This window comes from Exiguobacterium sp. s138 (genome assembly GCF_018618775.1).
In the GTDB taxonomy this organism is placed as follows: Bacteria; Bacillota; Bacilli; order Exiguobacteriales; family Exiguobacteriaceae; genus Exiguobacterium_A; species Exiguobacterium_A artemiae.
On record NZ_JACSMW010000002.1, the window covers coordinates 344236 to 362922 of the forward strand.

Annotated in this window: 19 protein-coding genes and 1 tRNA gene; 10 read left to right on the plus strand and 10 right to left on the minus strand. The window is 43.7% G+C overall.

Annotated features, from left to right (window positions below):
• Positions 1-20 precede the first annotated feature (20 nt).
• A complete protein-coding gene (locus tag KNP91_RS05630; RefSeq protein WP_214764493.1) occupies positions 21-1328 on the minus strand; it encodes a hemolysin family protein in 1308 nt (435 codons plus the stop codon).
• A gap of 116 nt (positions 1329-1444) precedes the next feature.
• Here KNP91_RS05630 and fumC point away from each other — a divergent pair, with 116 nt between their 5' ends.
• Positions 1445-2839, plus strand: a complete 1395-nt coding sequence (gene fumC, locus KNP91_RS05635; RefSeq protein WP_214849045.1) for a class II fumarate hydratase — start codon at positions 1445-1447, stop codon at positions 2837-2839.
• 78 nt (positions 2840-2917) lie between these two features.
• Positions 2918-4438 carry a diguanylate cyclase gene (locus KNP91_RS05640; RefSeq protein ID WP_214764501.1) on the plus strand — a complete coding sequence of 507 codons (1521 nt, stop codon included), beginning with the start codon at positions 2918-2920 and terminating at the stop codon, positions 4436-4438.
• Between the two features lie 77 nt (positions 4439-4515).
• Here the strand turns inward: KNP91_RS05640 and KNP91_RS05645 are convergent, their stop codons facing one another.
• Genes KNP91_RS05645 through KNP91_RS05655 form a run of 3 tightly spaced genes read right to left on the minus strand, consistent with a single transcriptional unit; the run spans position 4516 to position 6468 of the window.
• Positions 4516-5001: a dihydrofolate reductase gene (locus KNP91_RS05645; RefSeq protein ID WP_214849048.1), complete on the minus strand. Its 486-nt coding sequence runs from the start codon at positions 4999-5001 to the stop codon at positions 4516-4518.
• Positions 4998-5792 carry a thymidylate synthase gene (locus KNP91_RS05650; protein ID WP_214849050.1) on the minus strand — a complete coding sequence of 265 codons (795 nt, stop codon included), beginning with the start codon at positions 5790-5792 and terminating at the stop codon, positions 4998-5000. Before KNP91_RS05650 ends, KNP91_RS05645 begins: the two co-directional genes overlap by 4 nt.
• A gap of 58 nt (positions 5793-5850) precedes the next feature.
• Positions 5851-6468, minus strand: coding sequence for a hypothetical protein (locus KNP91_RS05655; protein WP_214849053.1), 618 nt, complete (start codon positions 6466-6468; stop codon positions 5851-5853).
• 210 nt (positions 6469-6678) lie between these two features.
• Here KNP91_RS05655 and KNP91_RS05660 point away from each other — a divergent pair, with 210 nt between their 5' ends.
• On the plus strand, positions 6679-8352 hold the full coding sequence (locus KNP91_RS05660; protein ID WP_214849056.1) for a glycoside hydrolase family 13 protein: 1674 nt from the start codon (positions 6679-6681) through the stop codon (positions 8350-8352).
• 131 nt (positions 8353-8483) lie between these two features.
• Here the strand turns inward: KNP91_RS05660 and KNP91_RS05665 are convergent, their stop codons facing one another.
• From KNP91_RS05665 to KNP91_RS05675, 3 genes are all read right to left on the minus strand, one after another.
• The gene (locus KNP91_RS05665) at positions 8484-8840 is read right to left on the minus strand and encodes a PilZ domain-containing protein (RefSeq protein ID WP_012370608.1); all 357 of its coding nucleotides are present in this window, start codon (positions 8838-8840) and stop codon (positions 8484-8486) included.
• An 81-nt stretch (positions 8841-8921) separates the two neighbouring features.
• Positions 8922-9620: a queuosine precursor transporter gene (locus KNP91_RS05670; protein WP_012370607.1), complete on the minus strand. Its 699-nt coding sequence runs from the start codon at positions 9618-9620 to the stop codon at positions 8922-8924.
• 95 nt (positions 9621-9715) lie between these two features.
• Positions 9716-10195, minus strand: coding sequence for a GNAT family N-acetyltransferase (locus KNP91_RS05675; protein WP_012370606.1), 480 nt, complete (start codon positions 10193-10195; stop codon positions 9716-9718).
• A 215-nt stretch (positions 10196-10410) separates the two neighbouring features.
• Here KNP91_RS05675 and KNP91_RS05680 point away from each other — a divergent pair, with 215 nt between their 5' ends.
• Together KNP91_RS05680 and KNP91_RS05685 are read left to right on the plus strand one after the other, a co-directional pair.
• Positions 10411-10725: a hypothetical protein gene (locus KNP91_RS05680; protein ID WP_012370605.1), complete on the plus strand. Its 315-nt coding sequence runs from the start codon at positions 10411-10413 to the stop codon at positions 10723-10725.
• Positions 10726-10782: 57 nt separating this feature from the next.
• Positions 10783-11565, plus strand: a complete 783-nt coding sequence (locus tag KNP91_RS05685; RefSeq protein ID WP_041261962.1) for a class I SAM-dependent methyltransferase — start codon at positions 10783-10785, stop codon at positions 11563-11565.
• Between the two features lie 54 nt (positions 11566-11619).
• Here the strand turns inward: KNP91_RS05685 and putP are convergent, their stop codons facing one another.
• Both putP and KNP91_RS05695 read right to left on the minus strand, forming a co-directional pair.
• Positions 11620-13092: a sodium/proline symporter PutP gene (gene putP / locus KNP91_RS05690; RefSeq protein WP_214764539.1), complete on the minus strand. Its 1473-nt coding sequence runs from the start codon at positions 13090-13092 to the stop codon at positions 11620-11622.
• A 338-nt stretch (positions 13093-13430) separates the two neighbouring features.
• A complete protein-coding gene (locus KNP91_RS05695) occupies positions 13431-14609 on the minus strand; it encodes a MalY/PatB family protein (RefSeq protein ID WP_214849061.1) in 1179 nt (392 codons plus the stop codon).
• Positions 14610-14758: 149 nt separating this feature from the next.
• Here KNP91_RS05695 and KNP91_RS05700 point away from each other — a divergent pair, with 149 nt between their 5' ends.
• The 5 genes from KNP91_RS05700 to KNP91_RS05720 all read left to right on the plus strand — a co-directional run bounded on the left by KNP91_RS05700 (position 14759) and on the right by KNP91_RS05720 (position 17920).
• Positions 14759-14956: a hypothetical protein gene (locus KNP91_RS05700; protein WP_012370601.1), complete on the plus strand. Its 198-nt coding sequence runs from the start codon at positions 14759-14761 to the stop codon at positions 14954-14956.
• 112 nt (positions 14957-15068) lie between these two features.
• A tRNA-Thr gene (locus KNP91_RS05705) sits at positions 15069-15139 on the plus strand.
• A 94-nt stretch (positions 15140-15233) separates the two neighbouring features.
• Positions 15234-16097, plus strand: a complete 864-nt coding sequence (locus tag KNP91_RS05710; RefSeq protein ID WP_214849065.1) for a helix-turn-helix domain-containing protein — start codon at positions 15234-15236, stop codon at positions 16095-16097.
• A 45-nt stretch (positions 16098-16142) separates the two neighbouring features.
• Positions 16143-17021, plus strand: coding sequence for a helix-turn-helix domain-containing protein (locus tag KNP91_RS05715; RefSeq protein WP_214764563.1), 879 nt, complete (start codon positions 16143-16145; stop codon positions 17019-17021).
• A 23-nt stretch (positions 17022-17044) separates the two neighbouring features.
• Entirely contained in the window at positions 17045-17920 is an 876-nt protein-coding gene (locus tag KNP91_RS05720) for a helix-turn-helix domain-containing protein (protein ID WP_214764569.1), read from the plus strand.
• Here KNP91_RS05720 and KNP91_RS05725 read toward each other — a convergent pair.
• Complete coding sequence (locus KNP91_RS05725; RefSeq protein WP_214849068.1) at positions 17917-18546, minus strand: FMN-dependent NADH-azoreductase; 630 nt, start codon at positions 18544-18546, stop codon at positions 17917-17919. The two genes, KNP91_RS05720 and KNP91_RS05725, sit on opposite strands and share 4 nt — an antisense overlap.
• Positions 18547-18687 lie beyond the last annotated feature (141 nt).

Sequence of the window (18687 nt, forward strand, 5' to 3'; positions counted from 1 at the left end):
CACAGATCCGGTCAGTTTTTTCATAGAGACGTCTCATCGACCGGATCTTCCAGTCGTTCGATTAAGATTTGATCGATCCGCCGACCATCCAAGTCAACGACTTCAAAACGATAACCGTCGCTTGTCACGTGACTTCCGCGAACCGGAAACTCGCCGAGCAGATATAAGACGAGCCCGGCGACGGTATGATAACTATTTTTTGCTTCGCCAGGTAAGTCTGTTTTAATACCGAGCACCCGTTTTAAATCATCGATATGCAGTAAGCCGTCTGCTAAATAAGACCCGTCCGTCCGCTGGACAAGTTCCGGTTCCTCTTCGACCGTCGAGATTTCACCGACAAATGCTTCCAAGATATCAAATAATGTAATCATTCCCAAAAAGCCGCCATATTCATCGAGCACAAAGGCAATGGAAACCGTTTCCTTGCGCATCCGTTCGAGCAGGACAGTTGCTTGCAACTGTTTCGGGACGATGAGCGGAGTGTGAATCATGGACTCGATGACAGCGATCGGCTGCTCGGAAGCTAGAATTTCCTTGGCATCGACGTATCCGACGAAGTGATCCAAATCACCGTGACCGACAGGAAGATTCCGGTGTTTTGCGCTTCGTAAATCAGCTAAAATCTCATCGGGAGAATCCGTCAAATCAATCCATTCCGTCACCGTACGCGGTTCCATCAATTCATACGCCAACTGATCGTGAAAAGCGAATACACGCGAGACTTGTTCTGCTTCTGACGTTGCGAACGTTCCTTCTTTTGTCCCGCGAATCAACAACTGTTTGACTTCATCTTCCGTCTCGTCTTCCGTTTGAAGCCGGTCAAGTCCGATCATCCGGAAAATAACGCTTGTTGACTTACTCAAGATGAAGATGAACGGCTTTAAGACACTTGAGAATATCCGCATCGGTTGTGCCAGAATCATCGTGACACGCTCCGGACTGACGAGGGCAATTCGTTTTGGGACCAGTTCACCGACGACAAGCGATAAATAAGTAATGATCGTGACGACGACGACATAGCCGATCGTACTGGCGTAAGGTGCCAGCCACTCAAAACCGGCGAGCCAGTCAATTAACGGAGCGGATAAAGCAGCACCGCCAAAGGCTCCGTTGATGATGCCAATCAAGGTAATGCCGACTTGAACCGTCGACAGCAAATCCGTCGGACGTTCCAAAAAGTCGAGGGCGACTTGAGCGGATTTTTTTCCATCGTCCGCATATTGTTGCAACTTGGATTTTTTGGAGGACAGTAAAGCCAGTTCCGTCATCGCAAAGATCCCATTCGCCAGAATTAAAAGTAAAACGATTGTTAAGTTAATCAACCACATCAAGCATTCACTCCTTTTCGATAACAAACTATTCCCCAAACCGGCCTCTATCATTCCCATTCGAGTCGGTTTCCGTTAAACTATTAATGTATCAGCAGATAAAGGGGGAAATGATTATGGAATACCGTTTAGAACATGACACGATGGGGGAAATTCGTGTCCCGGAAGCACAGGAATGGGGAGCACAAACACAACGCAGTCTGGAAAACTTTAAGATTGGCACGGAAAAGATGCCGATTGAAATCATTCGGGCATTCGCCGTTCTGAAAAAGTGCGCAGCACTAGCCAATCGTGATCTAGGGGTCTTGGATCAAGAAAAAGCGGAAGTGATTGCGGAAGTCTGTGACGAAATCATCGCCGGACAGTTCGATGCAGAATTTCCACTGGTCGTTTGGCAGACGGGTTCCGGTACACAATCGAACATGAACGTTAACGAAGTGGTTGCCCGGGTCGCAACACGGAAACTTGCCGAGCGGGGAAGTGACAAGGTCATCCATCCGAATGATGATGTCAATAAATCACAAAGTTCAAACGATACATATCCGACTGCGATGCATATTGCAGCGAAGACGATTGTCATCGATCAATTGTTGCCGGCAATCGATGCGATCCACGCAACGCTTGACGAGAAAGCCAAAGCCTTCTCAGACATCGTCAAAATCGGCCGGACCCATCTACAGGACGCCACACCGATTACACTGGGTCAGGAAATCAGCGGCTGGGTCCGTATGTTACAACTTTCGAAAAAAATGATTGAATTGACATTAGAACCGTTGAAGGAACTGGCAATCGGCGGAACGGCTGTCGGTACCGGCATCAATGCCCATCCGGAATTCGGAGACCGGGCAGCTGAAAAAATGAGTGAAGAAACCGGAAAATCGTTTGTCAGCGCAGAAAATAAATTCCATGCCCTGACGAGCCATGATCAACTCGTCTTTTCCCATGGAGCCATCAAGGCACTCGCGATGGATGCGATGAAAATCGCCAATGACGTCCGCTGGCTCGCATCCGGTCCGCGTGCCGGAATCGGTGAGATTACGATTCCGGAAAATGAACCGGGAAGCTCCATCATGCCGGGAAAAGTTAATCCGACTCAAAGCGAGGCGTTGACGATGGTCGCTGCTCAAGTCCTTGGAAATGATGCGACAATCGGATTTGCTGCAAGTCAAGGGAACTTTGAACTCAATGTCTTTAAGCCGGTGATTATGTATAACTACATCCAGTCGGTTCGGTTATTGACGGATTCCCTTCAGTCGTTTAATGATCACTGTGCCATCGGAATCGAGCCGGAGCGGACTGTCATCGCTGAGAACGTCGAACGTTCCTTAATGCTTGTCACGGCACTCAATCCGCATATCGGGTATGAAAATGCAGCTCGGATTGCTAAAGCTGCGCACAAAGAGGGTACAACTTTAAAAGAGGCGGCACTTGCCACCGGTTTATTGACAGAAGAACAATACGATCAATGGATCGTTCCGGCGGACATGGTCCATCCGAACTTAAAAGCATAATCGAAAACGAGGGCCTTCCCTCGTTTTCTTTTCAGTCGAACGGATGATTTCGGCTGTATAGAAAGAGAGGGAAGACTCGTGGAAACAACCAAACAACAAATTGAAAAACAAATCGATCAGACGATTCTGATGGTCGAACGTTTACTCCGGATGGATACGGTTCCGAAATCGGAGTTGCTTGTTTTCGCACAATGGCTGAACCGATTCAGCGAATATGATCAAGCAAATTTCTTTGAGCGGCAGACAGCAGGCTGGGGAAGTGAATTGAACGGGGCAGCGGAAGAAGTCACGCATGAACAGATCGTGAAGCTGCTCGCACCGGTCATCGATCATTTGTCAGAACGGGGACGGAAGAAAGTCGTACGCAAGGAAATGATTCTTTCGGTCACGAAACGGTTTTTGGATAACATTCAATGGAAAAAAGCACTGGAGCATGAACGTTACATGACACGTTTTTTTGGTTCAATCGAAGATACACTGGAAGTCGGATACGATTTGCATGTCGATGCGATGCTGATTGATTACGAAATCATTCGCATGACAGAAGATACATTACTGAAGAAGCTGATTAGAAAATTGGAAACCGCGTTCATTCCGCTGATTTTGATTGGTCCGAATGACCCGACGGTCCGTCAGGTGTGTTATGCACTTGGAGCAGATGATTACTGGGATGAGACGGTAGGGATTGACGAACGTAAGATTCGCCTTCAACGGCTGCTACGGAAATTACGTGCCGTGTCTTCATCGATATTAGTTGATGAGTTAACGGGTGCCTTCAACCGGAAATACCTTCAAAATGCCTACCGGAGACGGACATCGCGGTTGGAACGCGATCATCAGCTGTTTGCTCTGGCCATTTTCGATTTAGACCACTTCAAACGAATTAATGATTTGCATGGACATCCAACAGGGGATCTTGTGTTGACCGAACTGGCAGCTTTGACGAAACAAGCTCTCCGACAAGACGACGAGTTGATCCGCTTCGGAGGCGAAGAATTTATGGTGCTGTTTAGTGCAGACAATTCGAAACATGCCGCAGAGATGATGGAAAGGGTTCGGTCACGAATTGAACGTCATACCTTTCCGAACGGGTTGAAAGTAACGGTTTCAATCGGATTAACGATCATCGATGATATTCTGATGGATTTAGAAGAGATGACGTCTGAAGCAGACGAAGCTCTCTATCAAGCCAAGCGAAACGGACGGAACCAGGTCATCCTGTACGCGACGGCAACTGCCAAGGAGAAGCTAGAGGTCGTCATTAAGGTCGAAAAGACGTTACTGCCATCTCTTTCACGGATTGAGCTACCGTTTCATCCGAAATACGATTTTAATCTTGTAGCTGACGATCAAAAAACAACCGGATCGATTCAGCTTTACGTGATGCCGCTCGAACGGCTGGCAACGTCAGATTTTAAGCTGGTTAAGCAGTGGAAGCAGGCGCGTGAGGCCTTCATTGACGTGATTGCGATTGCCGATGAAGAAAATCAACTGCTGGGACAGGCGCTGGAACGCGGCGTTACGGATTATTGTTTATCTCCGCTTGATCCACATCAGTTGGAAGAGCAGATTCGCCAATGGGTGATTCGCCTGCCTTAAAAAGACCGAATTAAAAAAGCATCCTGACTTCTTGGAAGTCGGGATGCTTTTTGCTTGAAACGTCAATCGAATGATGTTTATTCAGGAACACGATCAAATTGCTTAATCGTAAAAGCTTCTGCATGTTGCGTATCCACAGGGTGGTACGTCTCGGAGGAACAAACGAAATGATCGGGAAGAACGGGATAGTAAACATCCCCTTCGATGTGGGCATCGATTTCAGTCGCATAAATCCGCTCGATAAGAGGCAGTGTCTGCTGGAACAATTCGCCGCCGCCAATTAAAAAGACTTCCTCGTCCGACTCCGCGTAATCCGCCAGTCTGTCTAAGTCATGCCAGATGGTGATGTCTTCCGCATGAAAGTCCGGATCACGTGTGATGACGATATTCTCGCGTCCCGGTAATGGGCGTCCGATTGAGAGGAAGGTTTTTCGACCCATGATGACCGGTTTGCCGTAAGTCGTTTTCTTGAAATGGGCTAAATCAGCCGGCAAGTGCCAAGGCATCTCGTTATCCCGTCCAATGACCCGGTTTTTTGTATAGGCAACGATATGCGAAATCATACGGCGACGACTCCTTTAATATGCGGATCAGGGTCGTAGCCTTCGATGATGATATCGTCAAACGTAAAGTCTTCAATGCGCTCGACTTCACGGGCAAATCGAATCGTCGGCAAAGGTTTCGGATTCCGGCTCAACTGGAGATTCACTTGATCCAGATGGTTCGAATAAATATGGGCATCTCCTAAAGTATGAACAAAATCGCCGACTTCAAGTTTACAGACATGAGCAATCATGTGCGTCAACAAAGCATAGGAAGCAATATTGAACGGGACTCCAAGGAAGACGTCCGCCGACCGCTGATAGAGCTGACAAGACAGTTTTCCGTCTGCTACGTAAAACTGGAACAACAAATGGCAGGGCGGTAAGGCCATCTCCTCCAGTTGTCCGGGATTCCAGGCACTGACAATCAAACGACGGGAGTCCGGATTGACTTTGATCTGTTCAATCACATCCGCTAATTGATCGACGGTCGTTCCATCCGGTTTCGGAAAAGAACGCCACTGGGCACCATAAACCGGTCCGAGATTACCGTTTTCGTCCGCCCACTCGTTCCAAATGCGGACACCGTTCTCTTGTAAATAAGAGATGTTCGTTTCACCGGAGATAAACCAGATCAATTCATGAATGATCGACTTCATATGTAACTTTTTTGTCGTCACCATCGGAAAACCATCCTGCAACGAGAACCGCATTTGATGACCAAAAATACTGATGGTTCCGGTTCCCGTCCGATCTTCTTTTTTTACGCCGTTCGTTAAAATTTCCTGACAAAGTTGATGATACTGTTTCATGAATAATGTCCCCCTATGAAAGCTATCTTCCTATTGTAGCCGAATCCGTTCGGTCGAATCAACCGTTGGAGGAAGTCGGAAGATGACGGCGGAACAAATAACTGAACAGTCCGAACAATGGCACGAGGTCTCGCCAACCGAGCCGAGTATTCTCGCGCGCCCGAATACGGTGTAACATAAACAACTGTAAAATATAAAACATCACCAAATCGACAGTCATCGTCCGAACGAATTGATTTGTCATGAAATAGACTTGGAAAATAGACCAGTCTGAACGTGCTAAAGCTAACCAGATGATGACGGCTGAAAGAACAGCCAGCAGTGCGACAACGTAAGGGATGAACTTCCGACGTCGAAACGGCAAAAACGTTTGACGCGGGATGGCGAGTGCTAGATACGGCATGAGGATAAATGATCCTAACGCAAAGGCGCCAAAACTTGCTAACATCGGGGAAGGTTTCAAGAAGCGTTTTTCATCTAAAAAGAGCATGAAAAAGGCTGCTGGATAGATACCAAGTAATGTGAATAAACTGAGTGCAGACGTATCAAACTGGCTTTGATCAAACCGTAAAAAGGATAGGAGAAAACCGGAAGGAAAGACTCTGTTATTCCCAAACAGTAAGATGAAGACAATGGCGATAGCCCAAACTAGAAACAATAAGTAACGACGATACATGTTGGTACGCCTCCTCTCTTAAATCATTTTCCTCAATCGGAAAAATTCAAACGTGAAACGATAGGTTCAGTATACCTGATTCCGTACAAGGGAATCTTCTTGTCCTGGTTACAAGATTCGTGATACGCTAACGATGAAATAAATGGAAGCGCTTTTATTAAATGCGCAATCGATTGCGCAAATTGTTCACAAGAGGAGTCGATCAATCACATGGAACGTAAATGGTGGCATGACAGTGTGGTCTATCAAATTTATCCGCGGAGTTTCAATGATTCAAACGGAGACGGAATCGGGGATCTCGTCGGTATCATTGAAAAACTGGATTACTTAAAAGAACTTGGAATTGATGTTATTTGGCTGAGTCCGGTCTATGACTCACCAAATGATGATAACGGATATGATATTAGGGATTATGAAGCCATCATGAGCGAATTCGGAACGATGGCGGACTTTGATCTTCTGCTCGATCAGGCGCATGAGCGGGGAATCAAAATCGTAATGGATTTGGTCATCAACCATTCGTCGGACGAGCACGCCTGGTTTGCAGAGTCACGAAAGAGTAAGGACAATCCATACCGGGACTATTACATTTGGAGAAGCGCCAATGAAGACGGGACGCTCCCGAACAACTGGGGCTCGATTTTTTCCGGACCGGCTTGGGAACTGGATGAGGCGACAAACGAATATTACTTGCACCTGTTTTCTAAAAAGCAACCTGATCTGAACTGGGAAAACGAAAAGTTGCGTCAAGAAGTCTATCAGATGATTACGCGCTGGTTGGATCGCGGGATTGACGGCTTCCGAATGGACGTCATCAACTTAATTTCGAAGACACCCGGTCTTCCGGATGCGACGGTTCCTCCCGGTGCTCTATACGGGGACGGCGGACAACATTATATTAACGGACCAAGAATTCATGAGTTTTTAAAAGAAATGAATGACGCTTCTTTCGGTAATTACGATGTCTTGACGGTTGGTGAAATGCCGGGGGCGACGACTGACGACGCCATTCTTTATACAGATCCGGAACGCAAAGAAGTCAACATGGTCTTTACGTTCGAACATATGGACTTGGATTCCGGTCCGGGCGGAAAATGGGATGTAAAACCCTTTGACCTTCAGAAACTGAAAGAAAACTTCACGAAGTGGCAAGTCGCCTTACACGAAAAAGGGTGGAACTCGCTGTACTGGAATAATCACGACCAACCACGCGTTGTCAGCCGATTCGGAAATGATACGACGTATCGCGTCGAATCCGCTAAAATGTTAGCGACCTTACTCCACTTGTTAAAAGGAACTCCCTACATTTATCAAGGGGAAGAAATCGGCATGACGAACGTTGCCTTTGAATCGATTGAGGACTATGAGGATATCGAAATCCGTAATATGTGGAAAGAACGGACCGAGCAAGGGGCTTCACCGGCAGAGTTATTGCGTGCTGTCCATGTGAAGGGACGGGACAATGCCCGGACACCAATTCAATGGGATGCGACGGAGCATGCCGGATTTACGACGGGTACACCCTGGTTAAAAGTTAATCCGAACTATCCGACCATCAATGTCGAACAGGCCTTGGAGGATCCGGATTCCATCTTCTATTACTACAAACAGCTGATTGCGTTACGTCATCAGCACGATGTAATCGTATACGGTGAATATGCCTTGATTTTAGAAGAGGAAACGGACATCTATGCGTACACAAGAACATATGAAAATGAAACATGGTACATTTACTGCTCCTTCAGTCAGGAAGAAGTAACGGTTCCGCTGTCTCACGATACTTCTGATCCGGTCATCGGAAATTACAGTGAATCACCGGCAGGATCAAAAGAAGAATTGGTTCTTCGACCGTATGAAGCAATCGTCTACCAGACGACGCGGTAAAAATGAAATGCAAGTACTAAAAATCAGGGTGACGGACATTATGTCCGTCACCCTGATTTTTAATCGTTGAAGGCCGTTCTTTCTCAAAAGAGAGAACAGATCCTTCTCGTTCTAAGTAAAACACGAGTCATTCAAGACGTCGTTTTGACGAATTGTTTGATCATATCGATAATCTGTTGTTGTTCCTCTTTCATCGTTTCGAGCAATATGCCGTACAAACGTTGGTCATCAAGCCATTTTTCATGTAAGATTCGTCCGTTCAGCTTCAAAGGTTCAAGGCCGGGTAAAAGAGAAAATTCAACGACGATTGACATCGAACGATCAATCGGCAGTTTCAGTGGTGTTGCAATCGCCATACCACTCGGGGAGAGATTATGAATTTTCATCGATCCGACCGGTGTCCGCCGTCCCTCTTTGACGAGATAGAATTCACCGGAAACCGGTTGATCAAACTGATACCGGAACGATTCGTTGCGTTTGATTTTCAAATGAACACCTCCTGACTTCCATTATCCGTTAAAAAAGAACAATCTTCTAGCGAAATGTAGAAAATCAGGAAGGTGTTTGCATTATGCGGCCAAATCTTTCGAAGGAGCAGTCGGATGAATCCGTTTGGCAATATACATGAAGGGAGTCGCGACCCAGGCAATGACGAATTTAGCGAGATAAGTGGTGATGAAAATCTGCCACCAGATATCAAACGGTAAATTGTGAAAGGCGATCGCACAAAACGTCAATGTATCAATTAATTGACTGAGGACGGTCGAACCGGTTGTACGTAACCAAAGTTTCTTTTCCCCCGTCTTCTGACGGATTTTCGAATAGATAAAGACATCAAACAATTGTGAGACAAGGTAGGCAGACAAACTGCCGAGCGCAATCCAAGGAAGTAACCCGAATAGAAGGTTCAATGAGTTTGACATGTCTTTTGCGAGTGTGTCATTGAGCGGCGTATACAGTAAACTGTATTGCATCAATAACGTTGTCGTAATCAATGAGAAAAAGCCCATATAGACGCCTTGACGCGCGACTTTCTTCCCGTACTTTTCATTTAAGATGTCGGTCGCCAAGTAACAGCTTCCGTACACGACGTTACCTAATGTGAAAATATAAGAATAAAGTTCGACTTGTTGTGTGACTTGGATATTGGCAATGATCGTTGCGATGGCAATCCACATCATCAGACCGGTTTTGCCAAACAGACGATAACTGAGTAATAATAATCCCATCGTAATTAAAATGGAAGGAAACCATAACCATTCGTTCATGTGAGAACTCCTTTCTGAATCATACAAACCAAAATTCTACGCTGTTTTTGATTTGATGTCAAAAAAAACCGACGCCGGATTGCGTCGGTCGAATTTCAAGGGCGTTGTAGGGCGTAACGTTTACGGCGACCCTTACTGAAGTAATCGTCCTGTTTGACGAATCCGTTCGTCTTCAAAATCTGAGAAGCGATCTCTTGATGGGGAGAGGTCGGCAGGATACGGGCACGCACTTCGTAAAGAGCCAATACGTTTGACTGCTCGAGTGCCTGTTTTACCGCCTTTGTTCCAAAACCTTGTCTACTGTAAGGATCGAATACCATCAAATCAAGTTGGAAATAATGCCCCATCTTTAATAAGAGTACGCGACCGATCAACTGTTCGTCGACGAGAATATCATAGTAGAAATCTTCGGCATAACTGTGTTCGACAGAATCGAAGGCACGTTCGGTTCCTAGCTCATGGTCGTATCCTTGAATTTCCTGACGAGATAATCCGTAAGCCTGTTCGCCGTACTTTAAAAAATGTTCGAATTCAGTCTGATCTACATGACGTAGTGTTCGACGTTTTAAATCCATGACGGTGTCCTCCTCTGATCGCATTTCACTCTGCTCATTTATTATAGCGACTTGAGGAAACAAATTGCAAAAGATAGCCGGAAGGAATCACGCACCCGGAAGAAACCGGGAAGAGCGAAAAAGCAAGTTGTAAACGGATTGTGATTGTTTCATTTCATGATGAATATGGTAAAGTAATGATGTAGACAACTGTATGCTGGAAGGGGTTGGAAAATGTGTTTACAGAACGCGATGGAATCAAATTACGCTTAGAACAAATCGAACGCTTATATTCTGATTTGAATCGGGAAGCGAAACAATTGACGGAGCGGTTACGCCAACTTGACGAACAAGGGGACGAAGTCCGTCACGATCTTGCCTTAAATAAAGAAGATCGCGATCATTTGAAATCAAGTATTGACGAGACGTTGCAGGCGTTATTACAACGGACGACTGTCGATGCTAAAGTCGAACAAGAAAAACAAGAAGATTTGATTTCTAAAAAAGCACTCATCGAAGACATCGAAGGGTTATTGAAGAAAAAGAAATAAGCTGGCGCAGGCTAGCTTATTTTTTTCTGGGAGTGAAACGGATTGGATAAACAAAAAGTGATCTTGACGACATGCTTAAGACCGACAGAGGATGTGAAGATCAGAAGACAACAACTTTTTGAAACAGAACAAAACATCGACTTTGCTGTCGTAGAACGAAAAAAAATGAGTCTGCCGGCACTTCACGAGCAACATCAGCTACCCGTTCTTGTCGTGGATAAAAACCGTTTGGAGTACTATCCGTCAGGAACGGACAGTTCCTTTTTCTTTCATCCGTCCAGTGCGGTTTTTCGGATCAAACAATTCGACCGCGACGGTCATGACCCCTTGATTGCGATTGCCCGATTGCAAGAGGGGATGACAGTCCTTGATTGTACGTTAGGTTTAGGAGCGGATGCAATCATCATGAGTCATGCGGTCGGCCGGTCAGGTCAGGTCACCGGTATAGAGAGTAATCCGGTCACGGCACTGATCGTCCGGGAAGGGTTGCGGCAGTGGATTGAAGGATATTCGCCAATCGTTGAGGCGATGCGTCGGATTAACGTTCAACTGACGGAACACTTCACATACCTCAAACAATGCACGAGTAATTCGGTGGATGTGATTTATTTTGATCCGATGTTTGAAAAAACGATTTCGGAATCCACACATCTAGACGGATTACGGCAATTGGCAAACTATGAACCGTTGACAGAACATGTGTTAGCTGAAGCGAAGCGTGTCGCGCGACAAAGAATCGTCTTAAAAGCTCATTTTGAGAGTGATCTCTTTGAACGGTACGGATTTGAGCGTACGAAACGAAAGTCATCCAAGCTGCACTATGGTGTTCTTGAATTATGACAGCAAGAAACCCCTCTGAGTCAGACTCAAAGGGGTTTTATCTGTTGCTTCAAATTATTCGATGGCTTCTTTTAATTCTTCTTCCATATCGTCAAATTTATCTTGAACCGATTCAACCGGTTGCTTCGTCAAGAGACTGACAACGACAGTAAAGAGTAAGCTGGTAAAGAAACCGGGTACCATTTCATACAGTGTCGTACTGAGACCGAGTTGGACCCAGACGATAACCGTAATGGCACCTGACAGCATACCGGCTAAGGCACCTTGCTTGGTCATCCGCTTCCAGTAGAGCGAAAGCAGGATGATTGGACCAAAGGCCGAACCAAAACCGGCCCAGGCATAACCGACGAGTGATAAAATCGTAGCTGACGGGTTCCAGGCTAATACAGAACCGATGACAGCGATGACTAAGACGGCAATACGTCCTGTTAAGACTAACTGTTTATCCGTCGCTTTTTTGTTTAAGAACGTTTTATAAAAATCTTCTGTTAAGGCACTTGATGTGACGAGCAACTGGGACGAAATCGTCGACATGATTGCAGCAAGAATCGCTGCCATCAGGAATCCAGTGATATACGGGTGGAACAGGACGTCAGAGAAGCGGATAAAGACCGTCTCCGGATCACCTAGACCGTTGCCTTGTCCTTCAAAATAAGCAATTCCGACAAGTCCTGTCATCATGGCACCAAGAATCGAGATAAACATCCAACTGATGCCGATCCGACGTGCATTTTTCAAGTCTTTGACTGAACGAATGGCCATAAAACGAACAATGATGTGCGGTTGTCCGAAGTAACCAAGTCCCCATGCGAGGAATCCGATGATTCCGAGGAATGTCGTTCCTTTCAATGGATCAAACAAAGTAGGGTCTAAGTTTTCAGCGTAGCTGTAGGCCCCGTCAATCCCGCCGACATCTGTCAACGCGACGACTGGTACTAGAACAAGCGCGATGAACATGATACAACCCTGGACGAAGTCGGTCCAACTGACTGCGAGAAAACCGCCAAACAATGTGTAGGCGACAACGACCGCAATCGTCAAGAGCATACCATAGTGGTAATCAAAGCCGAATGAGCTTTCAAACAATTTCCCGCCGGATACGATACCAGCTGATGTGTAGAACGTGAAGAATACGATAATGACGACTGCTGAAACCGTCCGTAAGACACGTGATGTATCTTTGAAACGATTTTCTAAGAAATCGGGAATCGTAATCGAGTCATTTGCCATTTCCGTGTAGAGACGAAAACGTGGCGCTAAAATCAGGTAGTTCACGTAACATCCGATCAGTAATCCTAAAGCAAGCCATAAAGCGGATACGCCAGTGGCATACATGGCACCAGGTAATCCCATCAACATCCAACCACTCATGTCGGATGCTCCGGCGGATAGAGCCGTAACACCGGGTCCTAAATCCCGACCGCCTAACATATAATCTTCTGTGTTTGTCGTTCGCTTGTAGGCAATGTAACCGATAGCAAGCATCATGACCAGATACAAGCTGATAGAAATCCATTCTTGCGTCATAACAATAAATCCTCCAATTTCAACTTTTTTTGCGCTGTTCATATCTTCGTCAAAATAAGCACAATCGATTCGTTCCCCACGTTACAAGGTCTAAAACAACAACGCAAGTCTTCACAAAGTCGTTAAAAGCGGCGTCAGCCCTCGTCCATCAAGGGGTTGGGACGGTTTTCGTCCCTGTTAAAGTTTAAACTTTCTGAATTCAGTCTTATGAACGTAACATGAAAGAAAAACCGTTGAAATAAATAACAGTGTAAAAAACGATACAATAGGAACTTTGTTTGCATGAAAAAACGATTCAAATGACGTGAAAGTCACTTGAATCGCGGGGTTCATCACTCTTAATCCGTAAAGACAATCGCTTCATAAGCCGTTCGAAGACGATTGAGTGCTTCATCCAATTGACTGCGCGGACATCCGAAGTTCAATCGCTCAAAGGCTGAAGCATTTTTTCCAAATGGTTGTCCGTGCGTCAAGGCGAGACCGGCCTGTTCCACTAACCATTCCGCCCGTTCCTTCGAATCAAACGGAAGTGCTCGGCAGTCAATCCAAAGCAGGAAGGTCGCGTCCGGCGCAACGACGGTGAGACGTGGCATTTCTGTTTGAATCCGCTTGACGGCATAGTTCCGGTTGTTCTCAAGATAAAGCAGCAATTCCCGTAACCACGCTTCACTTTCGGGGTCAGTATAAGCAGCAATGATGGCTGTCGCTGCAAAAGCATTAGGATGGACAAAGTTTGCCTGCTGTACCTGCTCGATTTTGAGTCGCAAGTCGACATTCGGTACAATCAGATAAGATGCATACAATCCCGGGATGTTAAATGTTTTAGAAGGTGCACTGACTAATATCACCTGATCATAATCAAAGGCAATGATCGGGTGATGGATCGCTTCGGAAAACAGCAGGTCAGCGTGGATTTCATCCGATAACACATAGACGCCGTATTGTTTAGCGAGTGCAACCAACCGTTGCAATTCATCATAACTGAATACACGACCGGTCGGATTATGCGGATTACATAAAATAATCATGCGGGCGGTCTTCATTTGTTGTTCCAGCATGGAAAAGTCGATCTCATACCGGTCATTTTGCAAGCGGAGCGGATTTTCAATTAAACGTCGTCCGTTTGCTTCAATCACATAATGGAAAGGCGGATAGACCGGAGTCTGGATGATGATTTCGTCGTTTTCTTCAGTCAAGGCCAATACACTGTGTGCGAGGGCGGGCACAACACCGTTCGAATAAAGAATCGTCGCCGGATCAACCGATTGATTGTAACGTTTTTCAAACCAATGCTGAATCGCGTGTTTTGCTTCTTCTTCGAACAGAGAGTAGCCGAAGTTGCCGCTTGCAGCCCGTTTCGTCAAGGCTTTCGTAATGGAGTCGGCTGGGCGGACGTCCATATCCGCAACCCACATCGGAATTAGTTCATCCGATCCGAACAACTGTTTTAAACCATCCCATTTGACGGAACCGGTTTGTCTTTTTTCCAAAATTTCATCGAACATATGCTCATTCATTCTGATCAGTCCTTTCTCTAAAAAAGTTACCATATCTTCACAGTACCGAATGCCTCTTATTTCGGCAAGCTGGAAAAATAGAGGTTTTAAAAAATGAGCCCATGGGAAAACTCAATATCGTACACAAAAAAAAGGACGGGGTGGATTTTATGTTACATTCAAAAGTGTTAGTAGGACGATCACCAGAAGAACTCGAAGAACGACTTAACCAATTCTTTGAGGAAAACGGTGTCGGTTCAAATTCAATCATCACACTCAAATTCTCGACATTCGTCGCATCGAAAGCGGATGAACATTATTCTGTGCTGATTGTCTTTGATAACTCATTAACTAAAACAGTCCTTTAATGTATCATCAAAACGGTTAGGGGAAAGGGTTCCTCTAACCGCTTTTTTTCTATATTTGTGAAAAAGTTGAATTTCATATTGGATTACGTTATACTAATATTAGAAAAAACAGGCTTCCGTAGGTTAATGGCAGACCTCAGCAATGGTAATGCTGCAGTGCGAGTTCGATTCTCGCCGGAAGCATCAAAATAAACAGGTCTTCCGTCACAAGTCAATCACTTGAACGGGAGGCCTGTTTTTTTGTCCAGAACAGGAACAGATTGTGAAGGAGACATCCATGAATCAATTAAATGTTTCGATTGGTAGCGAAATCAAACGGATCCGGCAAGAGCGGAATTGGACACAATCCGAACTATGTCAGGGAATTTGCAGTCAGGCAGAAATCAGTAAAATCGAGAATGGACGCAACTCACCCACGGTTGATTTGTTGCAACAAATTGCAGAACGTCTTAAAATACCAATCTCTTTCTTGTTCGAAAATCAGAAGCAAGAAGAAAGTGTAAAAAAATTAGACCATACATTGCTTCGATTGACTAGAGAAGGAAATTATGAGCAGATTCGATCGTACAAAATGATTACTGAAGATAGATTTGAAGAGACAATTTTGTTGTTGAAATATTATCAAATCATCAGTGACTATCGCTTAAACAATTTTGATCATAGGACAACATCCGTCCAACTTTCTCGATTAATTGAACAGAATGACATTAAATATAGTTATCCGGATTTATATTTAAGAACAAAAATGGGAATAGCAATTCTATACGCAGAAAATCAGGAGTATAAACAATCTGAAAAACTATATAAAGAGTTAGAAGAGACTCACTTTGATTTTAGTAATGAAAAAGTAGTAGGTCAGCAATTGAAAATCACTTATAATCATGCGAAACTGTTGTTTAAAATGGGAGACTTAGAAAAAAGTTTAACTGTTACATTAAAAGGTATTCGTTATAGTGTACTGCTAACAGATACTTCTTACATTGCACACTTTTATTATCAACTGGGTGAAGTTTTAGAAGAAATGTACGGGGATAATAAGGAAACGTGTCAAAGCTATGTCATTGCATATGAATTATTTAAAGCATTTCATATGAATCGATATGCTAATACCGTTAAAAAAAGTAAAACAAAATTTTTGTGACGAAATAAACTATGATGAATACTGACTAAAAGGGCTGTTTATTACATGACTTCACTCTCTAACTTGATTGGAAATCAATTAAGACGAATCCGGCTTGAACAACGATTTACTCAACAAGAAGTTTGTCAAAATATTTGTAGCCAAGCGGAATTAAGTAAAATTGAGCAAGGAAAAGTATCTCCAACAATCGAAACGATTCAAAAAATCGCAAATCGATTAAATATTTCGATTCTACAATTATTTGAGGAAGACACGCAAATGATGTTATTCCAAGAATATGATTATGAATGGACAAAACTCTATCGTAGTCAAAAATTTGATGACCTTATTGGTTCTGTTAAAGAAATTTTTAATACAAAGATAAATACGTCGATATATCTACTTGCTAAATATTTTGAACTGATTGGATTAGAAGGCAGAAAATCAATAGATTACCGATCGTGTATTTCAGAATTATCCTTTTTAACAGACCAGGAAGAAGTATGGTATGAGTCACCTCTAATGTATGTAAGAATTAAATTAGCTATCGCAAACTATTATTATTTGAATGATCAGTTTGTGCACTCAAGAAAAATTTACGAAACATTACTAGCGATGGACTATAATACGGAAGAATTAAAAAGCTTACGAATTAAAATACTGTATAATCATGCGCAACAATTATTTTTTCAAGGATACTATCGAGACGGAATGATAGTCACAGAATCAGGAATTTCTGAGAGTATAGAACGAAAAAATTCTTCTTTTTTAGGACACTTTTATTATCAACGTGCAAATTTCAAAGAAAAATTAAATTTTGATCTTCAAACAGTAAAAGAGGACTATTCCATGTCGTATACTTTGTTCACTGCACTTAATTTGGATCGTTACGTTGAGATTGTAGAAAAAGGAAGAAATGAGTATTTATTGTTTAAGTTCTTATGAGGTTTAATCAAGGGAGACAATTAATGAATTCACTACCGGTATCGATTGGAAATGAAATCAAACAGATTCGTAAAGAAAAAAGAATGACACAAAAAGAATTGTGCGACGGGATATGTAGCCAGGCAGAAATCAGTAAGATTGAAAATGGGCGTAACTCGCCAACGATTGATTTATTACAACAAATTGCGAAACGATTACGTGTACCCCTGTCAATGTTATTTCGTGATCAATACAAAAGTGAAGAATTCCGTGAATGTGACCGACTCCTTACCGGCTTGTTTCGAAGCCAGCAGTTTGATGAGTTAATAAATCAAACTGAGAAAATAAAAAGTCAGTCAACAAACAAGGAAATATTACTGTTGTTGGAGTATTTTGAAATTATTTGTAGTGAGAGAACTCAAAAAATAGATTTTCGATCAAGCATTTCTCGATTAGTGCATTTAACGGATACAGAAGAAGTTTGGTTCGAATCACCTCAAATGTATCTGCGAATCAAGATGGCAATTGCTAATTTTTACTTTGAAAACAAACAATTTGTTCACTCGGAAAGTGTTTTTGAAGACGTCTTAAGTCTGAAATTTGATACGATTGAATTAAAGAAAGCTAGAATTAAAATCATTTACAACCATGCTCAGCAACTGTCATTTCAAAAGAATTATGAAAAAGGTCTTCAAGTAGTAGCGACTGGAATCCAGGAAAGTCTTGCATTGGATGATGCTTCATTTTTAGGACATTTTTATTTTCAGCGCGGCTATTTCACTAAAAAAACAAATGGTAATATAAATGATGTTAAGCGAGATTTTACACTTTCCTATAGTCTGTTTAAAGCCTTTGAGATGCCAAGCTATGAACAGCTTGTCATAGATAGCCACGAAAAGTTTTTACTCTACAGATTTTAAAATGTTTCCCCGGCCTTCTCACATGCGGAGAGGGCTTTTTTGGTGAGTTCATCCGCGCGGTCTGGATATTGTTGGTGGCCTTCCAAAATGATCGTTTGAACATCTTCAATGCCGAAGAAACGGAGTATGTCGAGCATGTAACGAACGGCATGTTCGGAGTCCGCTTTATCGGATGTCGAATAGTCACCGCCGCGTGAATGCAGCAACAATACTTGTTTTCCTTTCACCAATCCGATCGATCCTTCTGCCGTATAACGGAATGTCTGACCGGCTTGCGCCAGATAGTCCATATAGTTATGGAGGGGAGCCGGAACGGTCAAGTTCCACATCGGGAAAGAGAAGACGATTTTGTCCGAGTCGAGAAATCCGGTCAGGTATTCTTGTAATTTTCCGATCGGAACATCGTCATCGGCATCTACCGATTCCCCGCGAAACAGTTTAGCGGCAGCGGATGCGAGACGTAAATCAAAAAACGGCAACCGTTCCTCAAATAAATTAAGAACGACGATTTCGTCTTCCTGATGATGTGTCCGGTAGCTTGAAAGAAAGGCTTCATTCATATGGGAGCTGATTCCTTTCTTTTGATGGGTACTGTCATTGGCTTCGATAAATAAAAGACGACTCATGACTTAACACTCCTTTCAACCTTTACTAGTCAATTACCCGAATGAAGACTTCTTTAGACGTGAGGAATTAAAACCAAATCAATGGAGGAATTAGGTTTTAATTCCAACTCGATAAGGAAAAGAAGAGGACGAAGTCACGGG